The following is a 19,310-nucleotide window of genomic DNA, read 5'->3' on the forward strand; positions in this document are numbered from 1 at the left end:
TTGATCGCGGATCGATCAACGACACTTCAGACATATTTTATGAATATTGAATTTGTTTATTTCGATCTCGGAAACGTCCTGGTTTCGTTTGACCCGAAGATTGCGGTCGACAATGTGGCGAATCGTTTCGGCGTCGATGCAGTGCATGCCGCGCAAGCGATTTACGGGAGCGGATTGCAAGACCGGTTCGAACATGGACACGTGACGGGCGAAGAATATGCCGCGGCGGTGCGTGACTCGCTTGCGGCGAGTGAGGCTGCGATGCCAACGCTCGCATTGTTAGAGGCGATCAGCGACATGTTCACTCCGATCGAATCGATGCGGGAGACGATTGACCGAGTGCACCAAGCGGGCACTCGTTATGGGTTGCTCTCGAATACCTGCCATGCCCATTGGGATTGGATTGGGCGGCAACCGTGGCTGATCTCCTCGGTGGTTTGGCCGGTGTGTGTGTTGAGTTGTGAGGTCAGCTCGATGAAGCCCGATTTTGCCATTTATCAGGCTGCCGAACGATTGGCCAACGTGCCGCCTGAAGCGATCCTTTTTCTCGACGATAAAGCCGAGAATGTCGCGGCGGCGATCGAGCGAGGATGGAATGCGGTCCAGTGTTTAGGCGGCGACCAGGCCGACGCGGCACTCAGAAAATACAGGGTGATTTCGTGAATGGAGGGGGGATGGGCCTAAACGATGACTGATTTGGTGTCGTGCGAGGGAATCGTTCGAGAGATCACGCGGAGAGATCTCGCGGGCGCGGAACGTTCGACTGTGCCCAATGCCAGACGCCCCGTATGATGCCGTATGATAATGGCACTCAAAAACGCTTCCTCTTTTCGAATGCGATTCCACAGCAATGGCTCAGCTGGTTCCCCCCCCCACGATTTCGCTTCATTCCACACCTCCTCGCCCGGTGGCGGTCATCGATATCGGCGCGACCAGCATTCGAATGGCGATTGCGGAAATCCATGCCGATGGGGAGGTGCGCACCTTGGATACCTTGGTGCAGCCGGTCAACTTGGGGCGTGAAGCGTTTGATGTGCGGCGGTTGTCGCGGGCGAGCATCGAGAAGGCAGCGGGGATTCTGAAGAAATATCAGCGTGTCTTGAAAGAGTATGGCATCACCGGGCCCCAAGATTTACGCGTCGTCGCAACCACGGCGGTTCGCGAAGCGCTCAATCGTCTCGCCTTTACCGACCGTGTCTTTATCGTCACAGGGCTGAATGTCGAACCCATCGATGAAGCGGAGGTGAACCGGATTACCTACATGGGAATCACGCCTCATCTTCGTTCGCACCCGGAACTAGCGGACGCCCGTTCGGTGGTGGTCGAAGTGGGCGGTGGTAATACCGAATTGTTGGTCATCCGCAGTGGCAATGTGCTGCATAGCCAATCTTATCGGTTGGGCTCGCTAAGGCTATTGCAACTGCTCGATGACGCCAATGTTTCCGCATCGCGTCGCCGCATCTTGTTGGAAAGTCACATCCGACGGACCTTGGATTTGATCCTCGAAGAAGTGCACTCCGATGCGATGATTCACTTAGTGGCATTCGGAGGCGACATGCGTTTCGCCGCCCATCAATTGCTCGATGATTGGGACGGCACCTCGTTAGCCCAGTTGTCGACTGATCGGTTGATCGAATTTACCAACGAAGTGTTGAAGCTCGACGACGACGCTATCGTCAAACGCTTTGGCGCGAGTTTTATTGAAGCGGAAACACTCGGCCCTGCCCTGCTCGCTTATTCGATGCTCGCCCAAGCCTTCAATCAATCGCTGGTTTATGTTTGTGATACCAATTTGCGTGACGGCCTATTGCATGACATGGCGATTGGGGGGGAGTGGACTGCGGAGTTCCGTAACCAAATTGTTCGCTCCGCGCTCACCTTGGGACGCCGCTTTGATTTCGATGAAACCCATGCCCGGAATGTCGCCGAACTGGCTCGCAAACTGTTTGAACAATTGGGCGCCGAGCACCAATTGGATCAACGTCATGAAGTGATCTTGCATGTCGCGGCGCTACTGCATGAAATTGGCATGATGATCAATGTGCGCAGCAACCATAAGCATGCCTTGTACGTGATTCGCCACAGCGGTTTGTTCGGATTGTCCAAAAGCGAATTGCTGCAGGTCGGGTTGGTGGCACGTTACTATCGCCGCGCCTATCCGCAACCTTCGCACGAAGGCTACGGATCCCTGGAACGCGAAGATCGCGTCGTGGTGGCGAAGTTGGCGGCGATTCTGCGGATCGCGATCGCGTTGGACGATACTCGCAGCGGCCGCATTCGCGAGATCGAGTGTGTGCGTGAAGCCAGACAATTGGTGATTCACGTTCCCGGCGTCGACGATGTTTCGCTAGAACAAGTGGCGATGCGCCAAAATGCGGGACTGTTTCGCGATGTGTTCGGGATGCTCGTTCTGCTGCGAGCGGGGAAATAGACTGCACCCTCCACGAAACGATGGGTTAAGGCGGCTTTGTCGAAATTAGCATGGCCGTGAACCGCAATGACTCAATTAAGATGAAAGTAAAGTCGCCAAGCGTGCGATGACGCTGCAAAATTGAGCAAATGGGGGCGAGCGTCGTTGATGTTAATCATGCTTGATCGCCGTCATGCTTGATCGCAGGGAAAAATGCAGAGGAAAAAATTATGAGTTCTCGTTTTCACGTTGCGGATCGCATCCCCTTCCTTTTTCTCTTTGGGAGCTTCCTGTTGGCTTTTTTGATTCGTAGCGAAGAAACCGCCGCCGAGGATCTGTATACCATTCTCCGCGAACGTTTAGTCGAAGACCGGATCGCCACGGCGGGGGTCAAGGACTCTCGCGTGCTCGATGCCATTCGAAATACCCCGCGGCATGAGTTCGTCCCCCGGAGCCTGCGCGATCGAGCGTACTTGGACATGGCGTTGCCGATCGGAGAGTCGCAAACGATTAGCAGCCCCTTTACCGTAGCCTCGATGACCGAAGCGATCGAACCACAGTCGACCGATAAAGTGCTCGAAATTGGCACCGGCAGCGGGTACCAGGCCGCCGTGCTGAGCCCCTTGGTGGAGCGGGTCTATTCCATCGAAATCGTTGATGAGTTGGGACGACAAGCCGCCCAAACGCTGGCGCGACTCGGCTATGAGAACGTTCACACACGCGTTGGCGACGGCTTCCTTGGCTGGCCCGATGCGGCGCCGTTCGACAAAATTATCGTCACCTGTAGCCCCGAATCAGTGCCGCTGCCGCTCATCGAGCAACTGCGAGAGGGGGGACTAATCATCATTCCCGTCGGTCAGCGTTATCAGCAGACTTTGTATCGGATGCAAAAAGTCGATGGGAAATTGGTCCGGCAAGCGTTGCATCCGACGCTCTTTGTGCCGATGACGGGTGCAGCCGAAGAGGGACGCAAAGAATTGCCCGACCCCGCAAATCCGGTGGTCGTCAACGGCGCCTTCGAGATCCTGCCGAGCCAATCGCAAGCCACGACCGAGGATTTTGTTCCAGGATGGTACTACGGTCGCCAAGTCACTCAGGTCACTCCCTCTGCAGCGAGCCAAAGCGCCGGGGCTAACGAGGCGTCCAGCCGAGAAGCGGCCCCCGAAGGAAAGACCTTTGTACGATTCGAGAACGAAACGCCGGGGTTAAGTTCGCACCTATTGCAGGGCATCGCGATCGATGGTCGTGAAGTGTCGATGATTCGGTTGAGCGGACGAGTGCAAGTCGAGGGGGTCAAAATCGGGCCCAATACCGATTCGCTCCCGATGATTGCGGTCAGTTTGTATGACGACCAGCGTCGCGATCTCGGTGCCTTTTGGTTGGGGCCGTTCCGCGGCACCCGTTCTTGGCGTGATGTCAGCCGCTTAGTGCGAATTCCTCCTCAGACGCGGGAACTCATTTTGCGAATTGGGCTGTTTGGGGGGACCGGGAAGGCCGAATTCGACGCAATCGCGATTCAGAAAGTCGACTAGGGTCTGAGCAAATTTTTCAAAAATAATTCGCCCCTGTAATGCTTGTTTGAGCGCTGGGTCGGCGTCCAGCGAGTGGTGAAAAATTCGCTCACGTTTGCCCCCGGCGATCTGTTCCTAAGTCCTTTGTTATAAACGTCTTAACGCGATTGACTTGAGGCGGGTTGGGAGCCTGGGTTGCGTGCGGATTGTCACTCTTGATGGCGACGTCGACGCTCCCTTCCTGGCGGGGGCTGCTCAGTCACCCCCCGATTCGAGTGTTCTGCCGTTAAATTTTACCCAGGCTGCTTGTTTAACGTATTCCAACCGTTATTCTACCGGTGACACCAATTGTATCGGTTGCCGGTACGAGGCTTTCACGAGTTTAGAAATCGACGGAGGGGAGATTAAATCAGCTATGAGGTATTTCCAAGTATTGACCATCGCAGCGTCGGTGGTTGCTTTCTCTAGCTTGCCGAACTCGGTTCAGGCAGGTGGTTCGTACGGTGGCAGCTACGGTTCATCCGGTGGCAGCTACGGTTCGTCCGGCGGTAGCCACGGTTCGTCCGGTGGCTACACATCCTCTAGCCACGGATCTTCCGGTGGTGGACTTTTGAGCGGTTGGAGATCTCGTCGAGGCGGCTCCAGTGGCGGGTCGAGCGGAGGCTCCAGTGGGGGTTCGAGTGGCGGCGCCAGCTGGAGTTCCAGCGGTGGGTCAAGCGGAGGGTCTAGCGGTGGGTCTTCGGGTGGCTATTCCTCCGCCTCGGTTTCCTACGCTGGTAGTTCCGGAGGTTCTTCGGGAGGACGCGTCGGACCGATCCGACGATTGTTCGCTCACATCGGATCCAAACGGAGTTCGCAGGGCAGCAGCGGTGGTTCGAGCGGCGGTAGCAGTGGCGGTTCGAGCGGTGGCTATGCCGTTAGCTACGGTAGCCATGGATCCTCCGGGGGAAGTTCCGGGGGAGGACACGTTCATTATGCCCGCTACTCGATGAGCTCGGGTGGTTCGTCAGGCGGTTCGTCTGGAGGCTCCTCCGGTGGTGTTTACAGCACCTACTCGAGTCCGGTTATCCACTCGCATTCGCACGGGGTGGACGTGGGTTATGAATCGCCGATGGTTGAATCCTCTTACGAAACGTACTCCACTCCGATTGAAGGCACCATCATCGATGGTGGCTTTGATTCGGGCACCGTTATCGACAGCGTTCCTGTGGAAGGTGCACCTTTGGGCGCCGAAACGATCAACGATTCCACACGTTATGAGTCGGCCAAGCCAAAATTGGATGACGATTCGGCGATGTTGACGGTTGCCGTTCCTAGCGACGCGAAGGTCACTGTTAACGGTCACGCCACGACGAGCGAAGGAAATCTTCGCCAGTTCATGTCTCGCGGATTGAAGGATGGTTACGTTTACACCTACGTTGTGAATGTGGACTACACGATCGATGGCGAGAAGCAATCGGATTCCAAGGAAGTGAAGCTTCGTTTGGGAGATGTCGAGCAATTGGTATTCGATGTGACCGACAAGAAGAGCGACTCGGAGTCCACCGAGAAGTCCGACGCGATCGTTACCGTTGTGAAATTGCATGTCCCCGCTGACGCGCAGGTCACATTGGCTGGTAACGATACCGATGGTAAGGGTTCGGTTCGTACTTTCCGCACAAACCAATTGAAGGTTGGCGAGCAATGGGCCGGTTACACCGTCCGTGTCACCTCCACCGTCAACGGCGAAGCGGTTAGCAAAGAGCAAACGGTCGACGTGATTGCCGGTGGCACCACCGAGCTCGTCTTCGACTTCAAGGATTCGTCGCTCGCTCAACGCTAGTTTGTTGCTGTGCGACCACCGCGACGTTGAAAAATGAAGCATGGATTGGCCGCGTTCTCTTGGGAGAACGCGGCTTTTTTTTGCGTCGGTTTTCCGCACTGCGGTCAACGCATCTGTACTTCCGAATGTCTCGAGTTACCTTAGAACCGACTCGGAATTCACTCATTTAAGAACAAATTGAGCTCCATGACGACCGCAGAAAATCCAGAGGTGTCGCGCCGGATCAAATGGTTGGTTTCCATTCTGCTCTGCGCTCATCTACTTGCACTCGTGATGCCTCCTCTCGCCTTCCAAACTCGCGGGGCGCTGGGCGATTCACCTTCGGTGCAAACCTTGCTGAGCGTGGTTCGACATTACGCTCAATTCATGTACGTGGATCGTGGCTATGCCTTTTTTGCACCTGATCCAGGACCCAGCCATCTGATCCAAGCGGCGATTACCGATGCCTCGGGCAATACGGTCGAGAAGATGATCCCAAGCTTGGATGACCAGTGGCCTCGCCTGCTGTACCACCGCCATTTCATGTTGGCGGAATATCTGAACGAGATTTATCAGCCTCCCAATCCGCCTGAAGAGATTGCCAGGCTCGACCCCGTGGGGGCACAGTTGTGGGCGCAATCGCGAGCGAGATACGAGTACGTTCGCCAATCCGTGGTCGACCATTTGAAACATCAGAACAAGGGGCAACGCGTCGTGATCCGGCGTGTCGAACATGTGCTGCCGGGATTCATTGAAATGGCACGCGATCCGATCGCATTGAACGATCCAAGGTTGTATCGCGTGTTGCCAGATCAAGCGTTGGATCCGGCGCAGAGCAATGAAGCGGCTCGTCGCCCGCCCGAGGCGATTCCCGCACCCCAGGCACTGGAATCCCTGCCTGCGGGAACAACGCCGTCCAGTGCGGCACCTCCGCTGAATCAAGGCGAAGTGCCGCCGCCGATCGGCAACCGTGTTCCGCCATCCGCTGACAACGAAGACAAGCAAGGCGAGTCGAATGTTGCTTCGACCTCAGAGGTCCCGTCATGAATGTACCGGCCATGATCGAAATTTTTAAAGCATGGATTGGACAACTCTTTTCGGCCTGGGATCGGTTTTGGTTCACGCCACGCTATCCCCATGTTTTGGGGATCTTGCGAATCTTGACCGGTGCGATGTTGTTCTATTCGCATCTCGTGCTGGCGACACAACTTGGCGATTTTTTAGGCGATCACGCTTGGATCAATAATACCATTGCGGCCCAACTACATGATGGTGCGTTTGGGCCGGCGGATATGGGACGCAGCTACCTGTGGCATCTCAGTAACCCCCTTCTGCTGTGGCTGCATCACGCCGCAACGTTGCTGATCACTGCCGCATTTGCCGTCGGTTTTATGACGCGAGTCACGGCGCCGGCCGCTTGGTTCTTGCAAATCATGTATTTGCATCGGCTGACGGGGACCCTCTTTGGACTCGACCAAATTGTGACCTACATGGCGATGTACTTGATGCTCACTCCCAGCGGAAGTTGCTATAGTGTCGACGCCTGGCTGCGCGAACGTTTTTTCGAACGTCGAGCATCCAATCGTAAATTGGTTTGGCTATTGCCCGAATGTCGCGCCACTCTCGCAGCGAATGTGGGGACGCGTTTGCTGCAATTGCACCTGTGCATCATTTATTTGTTTGGCGGGCTTGCCAAAGCACGCGGTGAACTGTGGTGGGACGGGACGGCGATGTGGTTCTCGGTGGCTAATTACGAATACCAATCGATCAACATGACTTGGATTGGGGCTTATCCACGAGTGTTCTCGGCGTTGACGCACCTGACGCTGTTCTGGGAAGTCTTCTATTGTGCGTTGGTGTGGCCACGGTTGACTCGCCCCATTGTGATCGTGATCGCCGTGGTGGTGCATGGGGGGATCGCAACGACGCTGGGGATGGCCACCTTCGGTATGATGATGATTGCAGCGAACTTTATCTTTATCGAACCGAAATGGTTACTCACAATTCAACCTTGGTTGGCGACCAAGATGGCGCCGTTGCCTGCTGTGGTTGACGGCCCGCCGCAGATCGCGTCGCGGGATGAATCGGAAATTGCAGCTCGCGAGCAGCGGCTTGCCGAGGAGAAGGAGAAGCTGAAGCAACGGGTGGAAACGTTGAAGAAACGTGAGCGTAAAGTACGTCGTGCCGCAGAAAAACTTCGCAAACGGGGTGAAGTGCTTAGCGAGGATTTTGATGAATTGGATGAGCCGCTCGAACTTCGTTAGCCCGCATTGGAATCGGGGCTAGCCGCGGGGAGGCTACCGCGATTGCCCGCGACATCCGTAGCGAGTCGCCCTCTGAAGGGACGCAGCTTCTAATAGGCTTCGGGCTGACTCCAGGCCACACGTAGGGTCTTGAACAAAATTCGGATGTCCAACCACAGCGACCAACTGCGGATGTAGCGATGGTCCCAATCGATGCGGCGTTCCATCTTTTCGATCGTGTCCGTTTCGCCTCGGCAACCGTTCACTTGAGCAAGACCCGTGATCCCAGGCTTCACCTTGTGGCGAAGCATGTAACCATGAATGCGGCTGCGGTATTGTTCGTTATGGGCGGTCGCATGGGGGCGTGGCCCTACCAAGGACATGGATCCGGTGATCACATTGAATAACTGCGGCAATTCATCCAAGCTGGTGCGCCGGAGGATGTTCCCCAGACGAGTCACGCGGGGATCGCCCTTGGTGGCCTGTTTAACGACGGCTCCATTGTCACACGTTCGCATCGAACGAAACTTCCAAACCAGAATTTCTCGACCATCCAAACCATACCGGCGTTGTCGAAAAAAGATGGGTCCAGGCGACGTGATCTTGACCGCCATCGCGATGATCAGCATGGGAATTGCCGCCATGCTGAGGGCGACGATGGCGAGCGCCACGTCGGTCACTCGCTTGAGCACTCCGTCGACACCAAACAACGGGTTCTCGAATACGCTAACCGCAGGGATTCCCCCCATGCTGGTCCAACGAGAATGAAGAAGTTCGAAGACAAAAAAATCAGGGACGATGTAAACCGAAGCGGTCGAATCGCTCAATTGATCCAACAAGTAGCGGATCCGATTTTCGGCACGCATGGGAAGCGTGATGAAAATGGTATCGATTTTGCCTTCACGAGCGTGTTGGATCATCTCGCTCAGATTGCCGCTGAGTGAAAATTCGGCGGGCGACTTGTCGGCGGATCGCAGTTCATTGCGATCGTCAAAAAAGCCAACCAGTTGGAATCCGAGCGAAGGATCTTCGGCCACGTTGGTGGCCACTTGGATCCCCAGTTCATTCAGTCCAGCAATGGCGATGCGTCGGGTGCCAATGCCACGCTGTAAAAAGGCTTGTTGGACAATGCGCAAACACATCCGCCCTAACCCGATCACCGTTGGCGCTAGAATGATCCATGCGAGCATCACCGACCGCGCGAACTCTTGAGCGTAGCGTGTGGCGTAACCTAATAACGCCAACCCTAAAATCGTCATGCACCACGCCGATGCAACATTGGACATCTCTGTGTTCGCGGAACCAGAATGCGATTTTCCATAGAGACCGGTCAAGTGACCTGACAACAAGAACACGATGACGGCGATTAGGCCCATCACTAGCGTCGTGTCATCGACCCAACCGCGTGCGATCCACTTGACGAGTGCCAAGGACGCCATCACGCCGGCCGCATCAAGGCATGGTTGAACGAAGTCCCACCATTGACGTTGGGGAAGGATCGGTAACCGCATGATAACTTTGGGGGCAAACGGAGCGTGGGCATTGGGTGGACGCGATGGAGCAGCGTGTTTGGAATACGCTCCCTCTAATCGCGACGGTACAAAACCCTAGCTCAATGTTTCATCGAACCAATCGAAACCGAGGTCCAACCATGTCGCTTGGTGGGTCAAAGCCCCACAACTGATTCGCTCTACGCCCGTTGTAGCGATTTCCGCGATCGTATCGATATTCACGTTACCGGATGCTTCAAGTTCGACCGCGGAGTTGTCTTGATTGCGAATCGCGACTGCCGTGCGAAGTTCCTCGATCGAAAAATTGTCCAGCAGCACAATGTCGGGATGCGTCGAGATCACATCTCGAAATTGCTCGAGCGAGTCGACTTCGATCTCAACGATTGCGGGGGCAATCAATTGCTCGATGTTTGCGCCACGCCACTGAAGGGCCTTTTGTGCTGCACGGCTGGCGAGGATGGGCCCCGACGCATCGCCGGCTAATGCGAGATGATTGTCTTTGATCAAAAAGCCGTCATACAGCCCGCTGCGATGATTGTGCCCGCCGCCACATGCGACCGCGTACTTTTCCAGCAATCGCCAACCGGGGGTCGTTTTGCGGGTGTCGTAGAGGCGTGATTTCGTCGCCGCAATCTTTTCCACATAACGCTGGGTTTGCGTCGCGACGCCGCACAGACGACTCAATATATTCAAGATCGTTCGCTCACACGTCAACAGATCGCGAGCGTTACCGGTTAACCGAGCCATCGGGCGTCCGGCGACGAGAGGGGAGCCGTCTTGTTGCAAGCACTGGACTTCGAGCGATGCATCAAACTCGTCCACGATCCAATCCAGGGTCGCAAGCCCCGCACAGATCCCGTCAACGCGAGGAACAATCTGGCATCCTCCTTGTCGGTCTGGGGCGATCAAGCAGACCGTGGTCCAATCCATCGCGTCACGCAAGTCTTCCGCGATGGAAAGACGCACCAGCATCCGCAGATCATTCTCGAGCAATTCGTCAGCACCCACGCGGGCATAATCAATCATTTCTCAACTTTCAGTTTTGATTTTTGGGGGTAGCGGCATCCATCGCAATCCATCCGTGGGACCACTCCCGTTGCAATTTGCAGTCGCTAGCATTGTAGCGTTTTTGTAAAAAAGTGGGCCCCGCCGCTCCGCTAAACGCTGTTTTCAACTCAACGTCGGGAGGATAATGAAATGAGCGTGATGTTGAGAGGTTGAGAGCGTGATTTGGAGCACGGTTCGCCCATGAAGACTTTTTCCCCCACTTTGCGAAGCCATTCTCCGCTCTTGCAATCATCGATCCAATGGACGCTGGCGTTCGCCGTGTCGCTTGGATTTTTGACGATGGGGATCTTGATTTCCAGCATCAAGCCGACGCACCTTTCGGAAAACGAGCGTGGCGAGGGGACCAAGCTGCTGTGTTTGGATTTGAACCAAGCCGCGGATTACGAATTGTCGCTTTTACCAACCGTGGGACCAGTGCTTGCCCGTCGAATTGTCGGTGATCGCCAAGCGAATGGACCGTTTCGATCGGTTGATGATTTACGGCGAGTGACTGGGATTGGTCCCAAAACGATCGCCGAGATTTCTGAGTATTGCTGTGTGGACGCCGATCTCTCCCCCCTCTCCTTGGCGGCGACTCAGCCTTGAAGCAAGCGGCTAGCTGGATCCCACTAACACGGTGGGGGATCGGTGAGTCGTCGATTCCCGCCGGGATACCCCCTAGGGACGCAGTCCGAGTCGCTTCGATGCAGAGCCGCCGCTGGTCCAGGTCGCCCTGTTTCGACCGTTCGCAATTCCCGGGGCGCCATCGTCGTCGCTACGCTTGTTCGCTAAAGTGGGATGGTCAAACGCATGTCATCATGACCGCCGCCGGAACCATTTATGACGTCCAATTCAAAAAAGCTTCCCCCCGCTGAATTTCACCTCAATCAACCATTTCCGCCTGCTGGGGATCAACCGCAAGCGATTGCGGAATTGACTCGTGGATTTCTTGCCGGACGTCAGGCCCAGACCCTGTTGGGAGCCACCGGCACGGGCAAGACCTATACGATGGCAAACGTCATTGCCAATCTCGGGCGTCCTGCATTGATTCTCAGCCACAATAAAACTTTGGCGGCTCAGCTTTACGGTGAATTTCGCGAATTCTTTCCCGAGAATGCGGTCCACTACTTCGTCAGCTACTACGACTACTATCAACCCGAGGCGTACATCCCTCAACGCGACGTCTATATTGAGAAAGATTCGTCAATCAATGAAGAGATCGACCGACTTCGCTTAGCCACCACCAGTTCGCTGGTCAGTCGTCGCGACGTCGTCATCGTGGCATCGGTCAGCAGTATTTACGGATTGGGATCGCCGGAGGATTACAAGGAGTTGATCGTCTCGCTGCATAAAGGCGAGAAGATGCGACGGGATCACTTGTTGCTGAAATTTGTCGACGTGCTTTACGAACGCAATGACGTTGCCTTTGAACGTGGGAAATTTCGTGTTCGCGGGGATAGCATCGAACTGTGGCCGAGTTACGAAGAGTTCGCTTATCGAATTGAAATGTGGGGTGACGAGATTGAGCAGATCTCGTTGATCAAACCGGTTTCGGGCGAAACGATCAAAACCGTGAACGATCTCTACATCTACCCCGCGAAACACTTCGTGATGCCTGAGAAGCGTATTCAAAGTGCGATTCGTGCGATCCGTGAAGAGCTTGCCGAGCAAGTGGAGTTGTTTCAGCAGCGAGGTAAACTGCTCGAGGCTCAGCGGATTTCAGCACGCACCCGCTTCGATCTGGAAATGTTGAGCGAGGTGGGGCATTGTCCTGGTATCGAAAACTACAGCCGCCCGTTGTCGGGTAAACCACCGGGGTCCACTCCGGATACGTTGTACGAATTCTTTCCCGAGGACTTTGTCACCTTTGTCGATGAATCACATGTCACGGTTTCACAGGTGCGGGCGATGTACGCGGGGGACCGCAGTCGCAAAACAACGTTGGTTGAGCATGGCTTCCGCTTGCCGAGCGCGCTGGACAATCGGCCGCTGAAGTTCGAAGAGTGGGAAGCACGCACCGGTCAGATTTGTTTCGTTAGCGCGACGCCCGCCGATTACGAACTCAATCGTACCGGAGGCGAAGTGGTCGAACAAATCATTCGCCCCACCGGGTTGCTCGATCCTGTGGTCGAAGTGGAACCGGCTCGAGGACAAGTGAATCATCTGTTAGAGCAGATTCGGCTTCGCGCTGAGAAGAACGAACGCGTGCTCGTGACAGCGCTGACGAAACGATTGGCCGAGGATCTTTCCACGTACCTTCAAGAACAAAATGTGCGATGCCGTTGGTTGCACAGTGAACTGAATGCGTTTGAACGAGTTGATTTGTTACAAGAACTGCGCTCCGGCCGATTCGATTGTTTGGTCGGTGTCAACTTGTTGCGTGAAGGACTCGATTTACCCGAAGTCTCGCTGGTGGCGATCCTGGATGCCGATAAAGAAGGCTTTTTGAGAAGCGAGACCAGTTTGATTCAAACGATTGGTCGGGCGGCTCGGAATGCGAATTCGAAAGTGATTCTCTATGCCGATAAAGTAACGGCGTCCATGCAAATGGCGATCGAAGAGACGAGTCGTCGACGACAAATCCAAGAAGCCTATAACGCCAAGCATGGCATCGTTCCGCAAACGATTTTGAAATCGATTCGCACTGGCATTGATTCCGAGGGAGCGAAACGTAAGCAAGAAACCGCACTGGCCAAAAGTGAAGCCGAAACCGTTTACATTACCCTTGAGTATGTGGAGGCCTTGGAGCGAGAAATGTTGTCAGCCGCCGAGGATCTTGAGTTTGAACGGGCCGCATCGTTACGCGACCGAGTGCTGCAGTTGCGTGAAAATATTGGGAAACCGATGGCAGACGTTGAGTTCACCTCCTCAAGCGATGCCAGCGGTCGACAACAAAAGCGGCGCAAAGGAGTCAAGGGAGCGGGCCGCAAAAACGTCCCCCGACCTAACCGCGGTTAAGCGAGTCCTCAACCGTCAGTCAGAAGCAATTGGCCCAGCCCTGGTTAGTCTAGACTGCTAAAGCCTTTTAATTTTGATGCGATTACCGTCGCTAGACGGTGGACTACGTTCTTGCCAGCGCAGCGAGGGTAGGAATCCCACGTCAATTTTCAAAATGCTCTACGCCTTAAACAAGCGAGAGTTTTGTAGGAAAGGGGTTTTGACCCGGGGACACCTACGTGTAAATGATGCCTCGCGGTGAATTATGATATCGCGTTTCTCGTAATCGAAACGGCCTGATGGCTTTGCCTCCTTTTGATTCTTGATCGTAATCTTACTCTTGATCCTAATCTTCTTCGGTTGGTTATGGGCAACCACGGTTGCTCAGACGGGATTAAGATCAAGAGTAGGATTAAGATTAGGCGTTGCTTGTTTAAGGTCTAGATGAATCTTTTTGCCAGACTCCCCAGGGTATGCGATGAATTTTGTATTGAGTCGAGTGTTGTTTTTGGCCTGCCTGGTTCCTTGTGCGACAACGTCGCTTGGCAGAGAACCTCAAGATTTGCCGACGATTGATCTTTCTGGGGAAACCGAGCGTCAGCTCGTGATCGCCGAGGGAACGCCGCAAACGTACCAAGGACATCCCACAACGTTAAAACTGCCCGGTAGCGACACACTCTTTTGCGTGTGGTGCATTAACCATGGCGGCTCGGCGGGACCAATGGCGCGAAGCGATGATGGGGGACGGAATTGGGTGCGTTTGGATGCTTCGCTGCCGCCAGGGTTTTCGACGCATCAAAATTGTCCCAGCATTTATCGAATGGTGGATCCCCAAGGAGTCGCTCGGCTGTGGGTATTTTCGGCCGCGCTCGGGAAACGAGGTGGCCCAGGGATGCCGAGCATCATGAGTGAAGACGAAGGCAAAACGTGGAGGGAAATGCCACCGCTCGGCTTTCCCTGTGTGATGACGTTTAGCAGCATCATTCGACTACACGACGGACGCTATCTCGGGCTCTATCACAAAGGCCCCGACGGGCAAGACCGAACCCCGCTGAGCGTGTTGCAGTCGATCACGGCGGATGGAGGCCTGACTTGGTCAGAACCCGAAGTGGTCGCTGCGGTCGAGGGAAAAAATCCGTGCGAACCGTTTGTGCTGCGATCGCCCGATGGAAAGGAATTGTGTTGTTTGATGCGGGAAAATACGCACACCGGAAACAGTTTGATGATGTTTTCTCGTGATGAAGGAGAAACTTGGACCGAGCCCGTCGACACCGCTTGGGGGTTGACCGGGGATCGCCACATGGGCGTTCAAGCCCCCGATGGACGCTGGGTCATCGCATTTCGTGATTTAGCGCCGCATAGTAAAACCAAGGGGCACTTTGTGGCGTGGGTGGGCACCTACGAAGATATTCAACAAGGGCGTCCCGGCCAGTATCGGATCAAACTATTGCACAGTCATGCGAAAAATGTTTTCGACTGCGGCTATCCGGGACTCGAGCGTTTGAGTGATGGAACCATCCACGCGACGACCTACATCAAGTATCGTCCAGGCCCCGAAAAACACTCGGTCGTTAGCACGCGTTTTCAGTTGTCCGAAATCGACGAGCGGGCGAAATCGCAGTAATGCGATCGAAGCATTGAGTAAGGATGTAGGGCCGGTTCCTACCGGCCAATTACAAGGTGGTCGGTGGGAACCGGCCCTACGGCCATTGCAATGAAACACATCGCATTGGAAATCGGTGGTCCGGGTGAATCATTCGAACTAATCTTGTTTTGCACCACCGAGCGTGACCGAAAGCTTGTACTTGTTTTGTAAATGAGCGTGAGCTTGACTGGCATGCCGGTCCTTGGGGAACTGCTTGCACACTTTCTTGAACGCTGTAATCGCTCGCTCTTGATTACCCGCTTCTTCTTCGGTATAGCCAATTTGTAACACGGCCCAGGGAGCAGACGACTCATGGCCCCCTGCGATTTGGTTGTACAAAATCACCGCCTCGCCATATTGCTTTAGCCGTCGATGACACCATGCCATCTCGCGGTAATTGTTCGGGAACTGATCGCTTTGTCGGAAAAAGCCGATCGCTTCCTTCCATTTTGAGGCATCACGATACGTCATCGCGGTTTCCCATAACCACTTGTCACTGTGCTCACGATCTTCATTTAACAATGCTTCGTAGATCTTGATCGCTTCGGCGTGCTTGGACGCTTCACGATACGTCATGGCCATTTCCGCTTTCCAAACTGCAGTTTGTTCGGGATCGATGGAGACCAGTTGCGCGTAGGTGAGGATCGCCAACTCAGGATTCTTTTCTTGGCGATAGCTGCGGGCGACACGGGACAGCCCGTCCGGTTGGTTTTTGAAGTTACGGAACGCTTGCCGAGCTTTGTCGAAATTCTGTTTGGCTTGGTAATACTCAGCCGTTTGGCTGAGCAATTCATCATCGGCGCCAAACCGGTTTGCAATTTCGCCGAATGTTTTGAGTACATCCTCGTCGCGATTCACAACTCGCTGAACACGAGCGATGAGGTAAAGCAACTGAGTTGCAGCCGATTTTGCCGATGCATCATCGAGTTCGGCTGGTTCTTGCTCACGCAAAAATTGGATCAATTGATCCGCGAGACGATTCCCTTGGCTTGCCGTTGCACTCTCTCGCATCGATGTTTCCAGGACACTCTGTGAACGGTTCACCAACTCCAAAGGTAGTCGCTCGGCGTCATACGTGGTCTCTAACGCCTTGACCGCTTCGTCAAATTCGCCATGGGCTAATTGGTGCGACGCTAGGTGTTGCGAAGCCTCTTGGCACCACCGGGATGTCGCATTGTCGCGAATGACATCGAAGGTGAGATGACGCCATTGCTTAATCTTGTCCCCGAGATTGTCCTCCAACGCAGCAATCTCCGCCAATTGCACCGCAGCATAAACCGAGACATGGTGTTTGGGGTGGTCTTCTAAAACCTGTTGCAGCGCCGGCTTTGCCTTTTCATTTTGTCCGATGTCTTTGAGCGTTTTTCCTTTGTAGTAGCTGGCTGCGATGGCGTCGTCGGATTCGGGCCAGTAGTCAATGACGGATTGGAAGCCGTCCTTGATTGCTGTGTTTTGTCGCCGCATTTCGACTTGGCATAAGCTCCATTTCAACATCACGTACGATGCCGCATCACTACTTTCATAAAGAGTTAGGTACTTGTCGTATTCGTCCGCAGCGACACTCCAGCTCTTTTCAAGAAAGTATTTTTCCGCGATCTTCAGCTGATGGCGTTCGACTTCGCGCAGCTTCGCCCATCGCTCAAGAGACATCTCGTTGATTCCGTGCGATTGAGCCGACAGCGGATTGCCGACTGAAACCGTCAGCGCCGTGAGGATCACCGCAATGATTAATCTTTGTTTTGAGCTTCGAGCCATTTTGAGTATTCCGCGTGTGCGTAAAATATGACGTTAGTACCCGTGCGGTAACATGATTCCCAAATGTCCGCGTTAACTCCGGCGTGCCCATCGGCCCAGGCGTCGCCAATGTCACCGGGATGATAATAGGCCAACCAGCGGCCATCCCGGTACCATCCCAGTGCCTCTTTGCCACCATGGGGCGCGACGTAAGGCAAGTAGGGAATTTGATAAGGGATTCGATGGATCACATCATCAAGTGGGATCGGAACGGCTTGAACATCGGGCAGGACACGATTCATCATCGCGATGAATTGGTTGTGAAAATGCCGGCTTCCGCCGTTGTCAGCAAACAACATCCCGTGCTTGTCCACTAGATACTCTCGCATCGTTTTGACTTCCGAGCTCGACAGCGAGATGTTCTGTTGACCGGTCATGTAAACCAGAGGAGGGCTTTTGCCGATGGGGAAATTGTGGAGCTGGCTGATGGTGCGTGATTCGGTTTGTTCGGCGACGTGATGTGACGTCCGGATGCCGTACTCCAACAACATGTTCAAGTCGCCACCAATGCCAAAGTCTTGGTCCCAGTCGCCGCCGGAATACTCCAAGCGAATCAATCGCACTTTGCCGCGAAAGGTGCCCTCGCTGAACCCCGCTCCTTTGCCTTCCCCAAAACCGACGGTGTAGGCGTGTTCGGTGATCTCCATCAATTTGAGTTGCACCTCATCAATCGGAGGGACCGCGAAACGGATGGCACTGAGCGGATTGACGACGTATTTCTTGCGGATCACCTTTTTGATTTTGACCACTTGGGCGAGTTGCTTTTGTTCTCCACCTCCAGCGGGCATTTCGTAAATCTCGCGGCATCCCCGTAGCTGGCTGAACAATAGCGATAGCAGCAAGAACGCAAAACTATAACTCAGCAGCGCCACAAACGATTGATCGAGTTTGCGATTTCGCATACTCGGTTTCCAAGACGCGACACGATTCGGATGGCGAATCAGTGATAGGAGATTGCCGAGCGGAGGTGGCCACCACTGAACCGCATAGAACCAGGCACGTAAATCCAAGGGGTTCCAGATCCGTTTGCCATCTTCCGGCAATGGCGTTTGTGCGTAAAACGTCGACGCTCGTTCAATCCCCCAAACCACCCACATCAAGCCGATGAAAAAGAGTGCCCCCATTCCGACGCGTGCCAAAGAGGCTCGGGCGGCATCCCAAACCAAGAGGTCCAATATCAGTAACGCCAAATGCCACCACAGCACATAGATTACCGACGCAACGAGATAGCGTCGTTCACGCTGTGAAAGTCGCCAGCGAGGCGGAGTTTGCCGAACACGGCTTTGGGTTTCGTTGCCTACAAACAACTCCGAAGGTCGAGCGACGATCTCAGTCGACTCCCAGAGCGGATGAAGTGTGTCAGACGTCACCGTGATCCGGGCGCGGCGAAACCAAACCATCCCCAGCGGAATCGTGATAACGCAATACAACACGTGTATCCCGAGCGGAAACCACTGGACCGTCCTTAATTCGAATAGCAGCAACAACCAAACGGCCAAATAGCCGATCGTCCACTGCGCAGGCGGGCTCAGCTTGCGAAATCGATTGACTGCGTTCACTCGAGTCCGTCCAATAATTTGTCGAGTCGCGATTGGAGGGGTTCGGTGCTGGAATTGGGATCTTTCGTTTCACTGATCCCCATCGCGTCAACTGCGGCTTCGGTCGCCGGCTTTGGTACCGCCGGATCTTGAGCTGCGGTAGTGACGCTCGCTTGCGGTTCCTTGGAAGGAGCAACCGAGGCTTGCTCGGTCATCGTTTTTGCAACCTCGGTCGTCGGTTTTTTGGGCGAAGGTTCAGAAGCAAACAGAAAGACGGTGGCTGTCATCACGACGATCAACAAGCCACCGATCAACGTGGCCATGATCGTGCTGGCAATCAGACTGCTTGACGCTGCTTGCCCCATCACTTCTTGAGGACTGCGAGGCTGCAGCCCCGCGACGAGCGCACGTAACTCGTCCGCGGATGATTTTTTTTTGATTGCGGGTGGCAGATTCATGGACTTACCCGTTTTTCTTCCAATATATGAAACAATTGACCCCCAGCTTCGCTGACGGCTTCAATCACCGGCTCAAAATGATTGGCCGTTGCGTCGCGGTGAACTTTTAGCAGCACTTTGCGATCCTCCAGCGGTGCATCGCCGAGAATCTCGTTAATCTGAGGCGAGATTTGAGCGATGCCGACAGGTTCTCCATTGATGTAATACTTGTTTTCAACATCAATCACGACACTGACCGTCGAGACGCCACCGGTCGTGACTTGCTCTGCATCCGCGGGTTCCCATTGCAAGTGGCTGTCATCAGTCGCCCGCGCAAGAATGACGAAGAAGATTAGCAGATTGAACGCGATATCTCCCATCGCCATGCTCGGCACCGTGGCAGCGTGTTTTTTGCGAGTGATTTTCATAACGCTAC

The 19,310-nt window shown here is 54.5% G+C and carries 15 protein-coding genes; 9 read left to right on the forward strand and 6 right to left on the reverse strand.

Going from position 1 to position 19,310, the window contains the following annotated elements:
* The first annotated feature begins 39 nt into the window (after positions 1–39).
* The 6 genes from Pla52o_RS02205 to Pla52o_RS02230 all read left to right on the forward strand — a co-directional run bounded on the left by Pla52o_RS02205 (position 40) and on the right by Pla52o_RS02230 (position 7,986).
* Positions 40–663: an HAD family hydrolase gene (locus Pla52o_RS02205; RefSeq protein ID WP_146592937.1), complete on the forward strand. Its 624-nt coding sequence runs from the start codon at positions 40–42 to the stop codon at positions 661–663.
* A gap of 187 nt (positions 664–850) precedes the next feature.
* A complete protein-coding gene (locus Pla52o_RS02210; RefSeq protein ID WP_146592938.1) occupies positions 851–2,431 on the forward strand; it encodes a Ppx/GppA phosphatase family protein in 1,581 nt (526 codons plus the stop codon).
* A gap of 209 nt (positions 2,432–2,640) precedes the next feature.
* Positions 2,641–3,942: a protein-L-isoaspartate(D-aspartate) O-methyltransferase gene (locus Pla52o_RS02215; protein ID WP_146592939.1), complete on the forward strand. Its 1,302-nt coding sequence runs from the start codon at positions 2,641–2,643 to the stop codon at positions 3,940–3,942.
* A 394-nt stretch (positions 3,943–4,336) separates the two neighbouring features.
* A complete protein-coding gene (locus Pla52o_RS27635; protein ID WP_146592940.1) occupies positions 4,337–5,743 on the forward strand; it encodes a TIGR03000 domain-containing protein in 1,407 nt (468 codons plus the stop codon).
* A 186-nt stretch (positions 5,744–5,929) separates the two neighbouring features.
* Positions 5,930–6,769 carry a hypothetical protein gene (locus Pla52o_RS02225; protein WP_146592941.1) on the forward strand — a complete coding sequence of 280 codons (840 nt, stop codon included), beginning with the start codon at positions 5,930–5,932 and terminating at the stop codon, positions 6,767–6,769.
* Complete coding sequence (locus Pla52o_RS02230) at positions 6,766–7,986, forward strand: HTTM domain-containing protein (RefSeq protein WP_146592942.1); 1,221 nt, start codon at positions 6,766–6,768, stop codon at positions 7,984–7,986. Before Pla52o_RS02225 ends, Pla52o_RS02230 begins: the two co-directional genes overlap by 4 nt.
* 89 nt (positions 7,987–8,075) lie before the next feature.
* On the opposite strand, the gene Pla52o_RS02235 is transcribed toward Pla52o_RS02230, so the two are convergent.
* Positions 8,076–9,476 (reverse strand): undecaprenyl-phosphate glucose phosphotransferase, encoded by a 1,401-nt coding sequence (locus Pla52o_RS02235; protein ID WP_231612032.1) that lies wholly within the window; start codon positions 9,474–9,476, stop codon positions 8,076–8,078.
* A 96-nt stretch (positions 9,477–9,572) separates the two neighbouring features.
* On the reverse strand, positions 9,573–10,499 hold the full coding sequence (gene nadC, locus Pla52o_RS02240; RefSeq protein ID WP_146593511.1) for a carboxylating nicotinate-nucleotide diphosphorylase: 927 nt from the start codon (positions 10,497–10,499) through the stop codon (positions 9,573–9,575).
* 225 nt (positions 10,500–10,724) lie between these two features.
* Between nadC and Pla52o_RS02245 the strand changes: the two genes are divergently transcribed.
* The 3 genes from Pla52o_RS02245 (at position 10,725) to Pla52o_RS02255 (ending at position 15,084) form a co-directional block, all read left to right on the forward strand.
* Positions 10,725–11,129, forward strand: a complete 405-nt coding sequence (locus Pla52o_RS02245; RefSeq protein ID WP_146592943.1) for a ComEA family DNA-binding protein — start codon at positions 10,725–10,727, stop codon at positions 11,127–11,129.
* A 234-nt stretch (positions 11,130–11,363) separates the two neighbouring features.
* The gene (gene uvrB, locus Pla52o_RS02250; protein WP_146592944.1) at positions 11,364–13,481 is read left to right on the forward strand and encodes an excinuclease ABC subunit UvrB; all 2,118 of its coding nucleotides are present in this window, start codon (positions 11,364–11,366) and stop codon (positions 13,479–13,481) included.
* Between the two features lie 457 nt (positions 13,482–13,938).
* Positions 13,939–15,084: a sialidase family protein gene (locus Pla52o_RS02255; protein WP_197168945.1), complete on the forward strand. Its 1,146-nt coding sequence runs from the start codon at positions 13,939–13,941 to the stop codon at positions 15,082–15,084.
* 138 nt (positions 15,085–15,222) lie between these two features.
* Here Pla52o_RS02255 and Pla52o_RS02260 read toward each other — a convergent pair whose 3' ends face one another.
* The 4 genes from Pla52o_RS02260 to Pla52o_RS02275 are packed head-to-tail and all read right to left on the reverse strand — an operon-like array spanning position 15,223 to position 19,302.
* Positions 15,223–16,860, reverse strand: a complete 1,638-nt coding sequence (locus Pla52o_RS02260) for a tetratricopeptide repeat protein (protein ID WP_146592945.1) — start codon at positions 16,858–16,860, stop codon at positions 15,223–15,225.
* Positions 16,833–18,458, reverse strand: coding sequence for a DUF4159 domain-containing protein (locus tag Pla52o_RS02265; RefSeq protein WP_146592946.1), 1,626 nt, complete (start codon positions 18,456–18,458; stop codon positions 16,833–16,835). Before Pla52o_RS02265 ends, Pla52o_RS02260 begins: the two co-directional genes overlap by 28 nt.
* Positions 18,455–18,895, reverse strand: a complete 441-nt coding sequence (locus Pla52o_RS02270) for a hypothetical protein (RefSeq protein ID WP_146592947.1) — start codon at positions 18,893–18,895, stop codon at positions 18,455–18,457. Before Pla52o_RS02270 ends, Pla52o_RS02265 begins: the two co-directional genes overlap by 4 nt.
* Positions 18,892–19,302, reverse strand: a complete 411-nt coding sequence (locus tag Pla52o_RS02275) for an ExbD/TolR family protein (RefSeq protein ID WP_146592948.1) — start codon at positions 19,300–19,302, stop codon at positions 18,892–18,894. The genes Pla52o_RS02270 and Pla52o_RS02275 overlap by 4 nt, the downstream gene beginning before the upstream one ends.
* Between the last annotated feature and the right edge of the window lie 8 nt (positions 19,303–19,310).

It is taken from the genome of Novipirellula galeiformis (assembly GCF_007860095.1).
Taxonomy (GTDB): Bacteria; Planctomycetota; Planctomycetia; order Pirellulales; family Pirellulaceae; genus Novipirellula; species Novipirellula galeiformis.

Bases quoted from the DNA above. Each gene is read 5' to 3' on its own strand.
- Pla52o_RS02270 (WP_146592947.1), bottom strand. From the start codon at position 18,895: ATGAATCTGCCACCCGCAATCAAAAAAAAATCATCCGCGGACGAGTTA.
- Pla52o_RS27635 (WP_146592940.1), top strand. From the start codon at position 4,337: ATGAGGTATTTCCAAGTATTGACCATCGCAGCGTCGGTGGTTGCTTTC.
- Pla52o_RS02230 (WP_146592942.1), top strand. From the start codon at position 6,766: ATGAATGTACCGGCCATGATCGAAATTTTTAAAGCATGGATTGGACAA.
- Pla52o_RS02255 (WP_197168945.1), top strand. From the start codon at position 13,939: ATGAATTTTGTATTGAGTCGAGTGTTGTTTTTGGCCTGCCTGGTTCCT.
- Pla52o_RS02260 (WP_146592945.1), bottom strand. From the start codon at position 16,860: ATGGCTCGAAGCTCAAAACAAAGATTAATCATTGCGGTGATCCTCACG.
- Pla52o_RS02205 (WP_146592937.1), top strand. From the start codon at position 40: ATGAATATTGAATTTGTTTATTTCGATCTCGGAAACGTCCTGGTTTCG.
- uvrB (WP_146592944.1), top strand. From the start codon at position 11,364: ATGACGTCCAATTCAAAAAAGCTTCCCCCCGCTGAATTTCACCTCAAT.
- Pla52o_RS02235 (WP_231612032.1), bottom strand. From the start codon at position 9,476: ATGCGGTTACCGATCCTTCCCCAACGTCAATGGTGGGACTTCGTTCAA.
- Pla52o_RS02225 (WP_146592941.1), top strand. From the start codon at position 5,930: ATGACGACCGCAGAAAATCCAGAGGTGTCGCGCCGGATCAAATGGTTG.
- Pla52o_RS02210 (WP_146592938.1), top strand. From the start codon at position 851: ATGGCTCAGCTGGTTCCCCCCCCCACGATTTCGCTTCATTCCACACCT.
- Pla52o_RS02275 (WP_146592948.1), bottom strand. From the start codon at position 19,302: ATGAAAATCACTCGCAAAAAACACGCTGCCACGGTGCCGAGCATGGCG.
- Pla52o_RS02215 (WP_146592939.1), top strand. From the start codon at position 2,641: ATGAGTTCTCGTTTTCACGTTGCGGATCGCATCCCCTTCCTTTTTCTC.
- Pla52o_RS02245 (WP_146592943.1), top strand. From the start codon at position 10,725: ATGAAGACTTTTTCCCCCACTTTGCGAAGCCATTCTCCGCTCTTGCAA.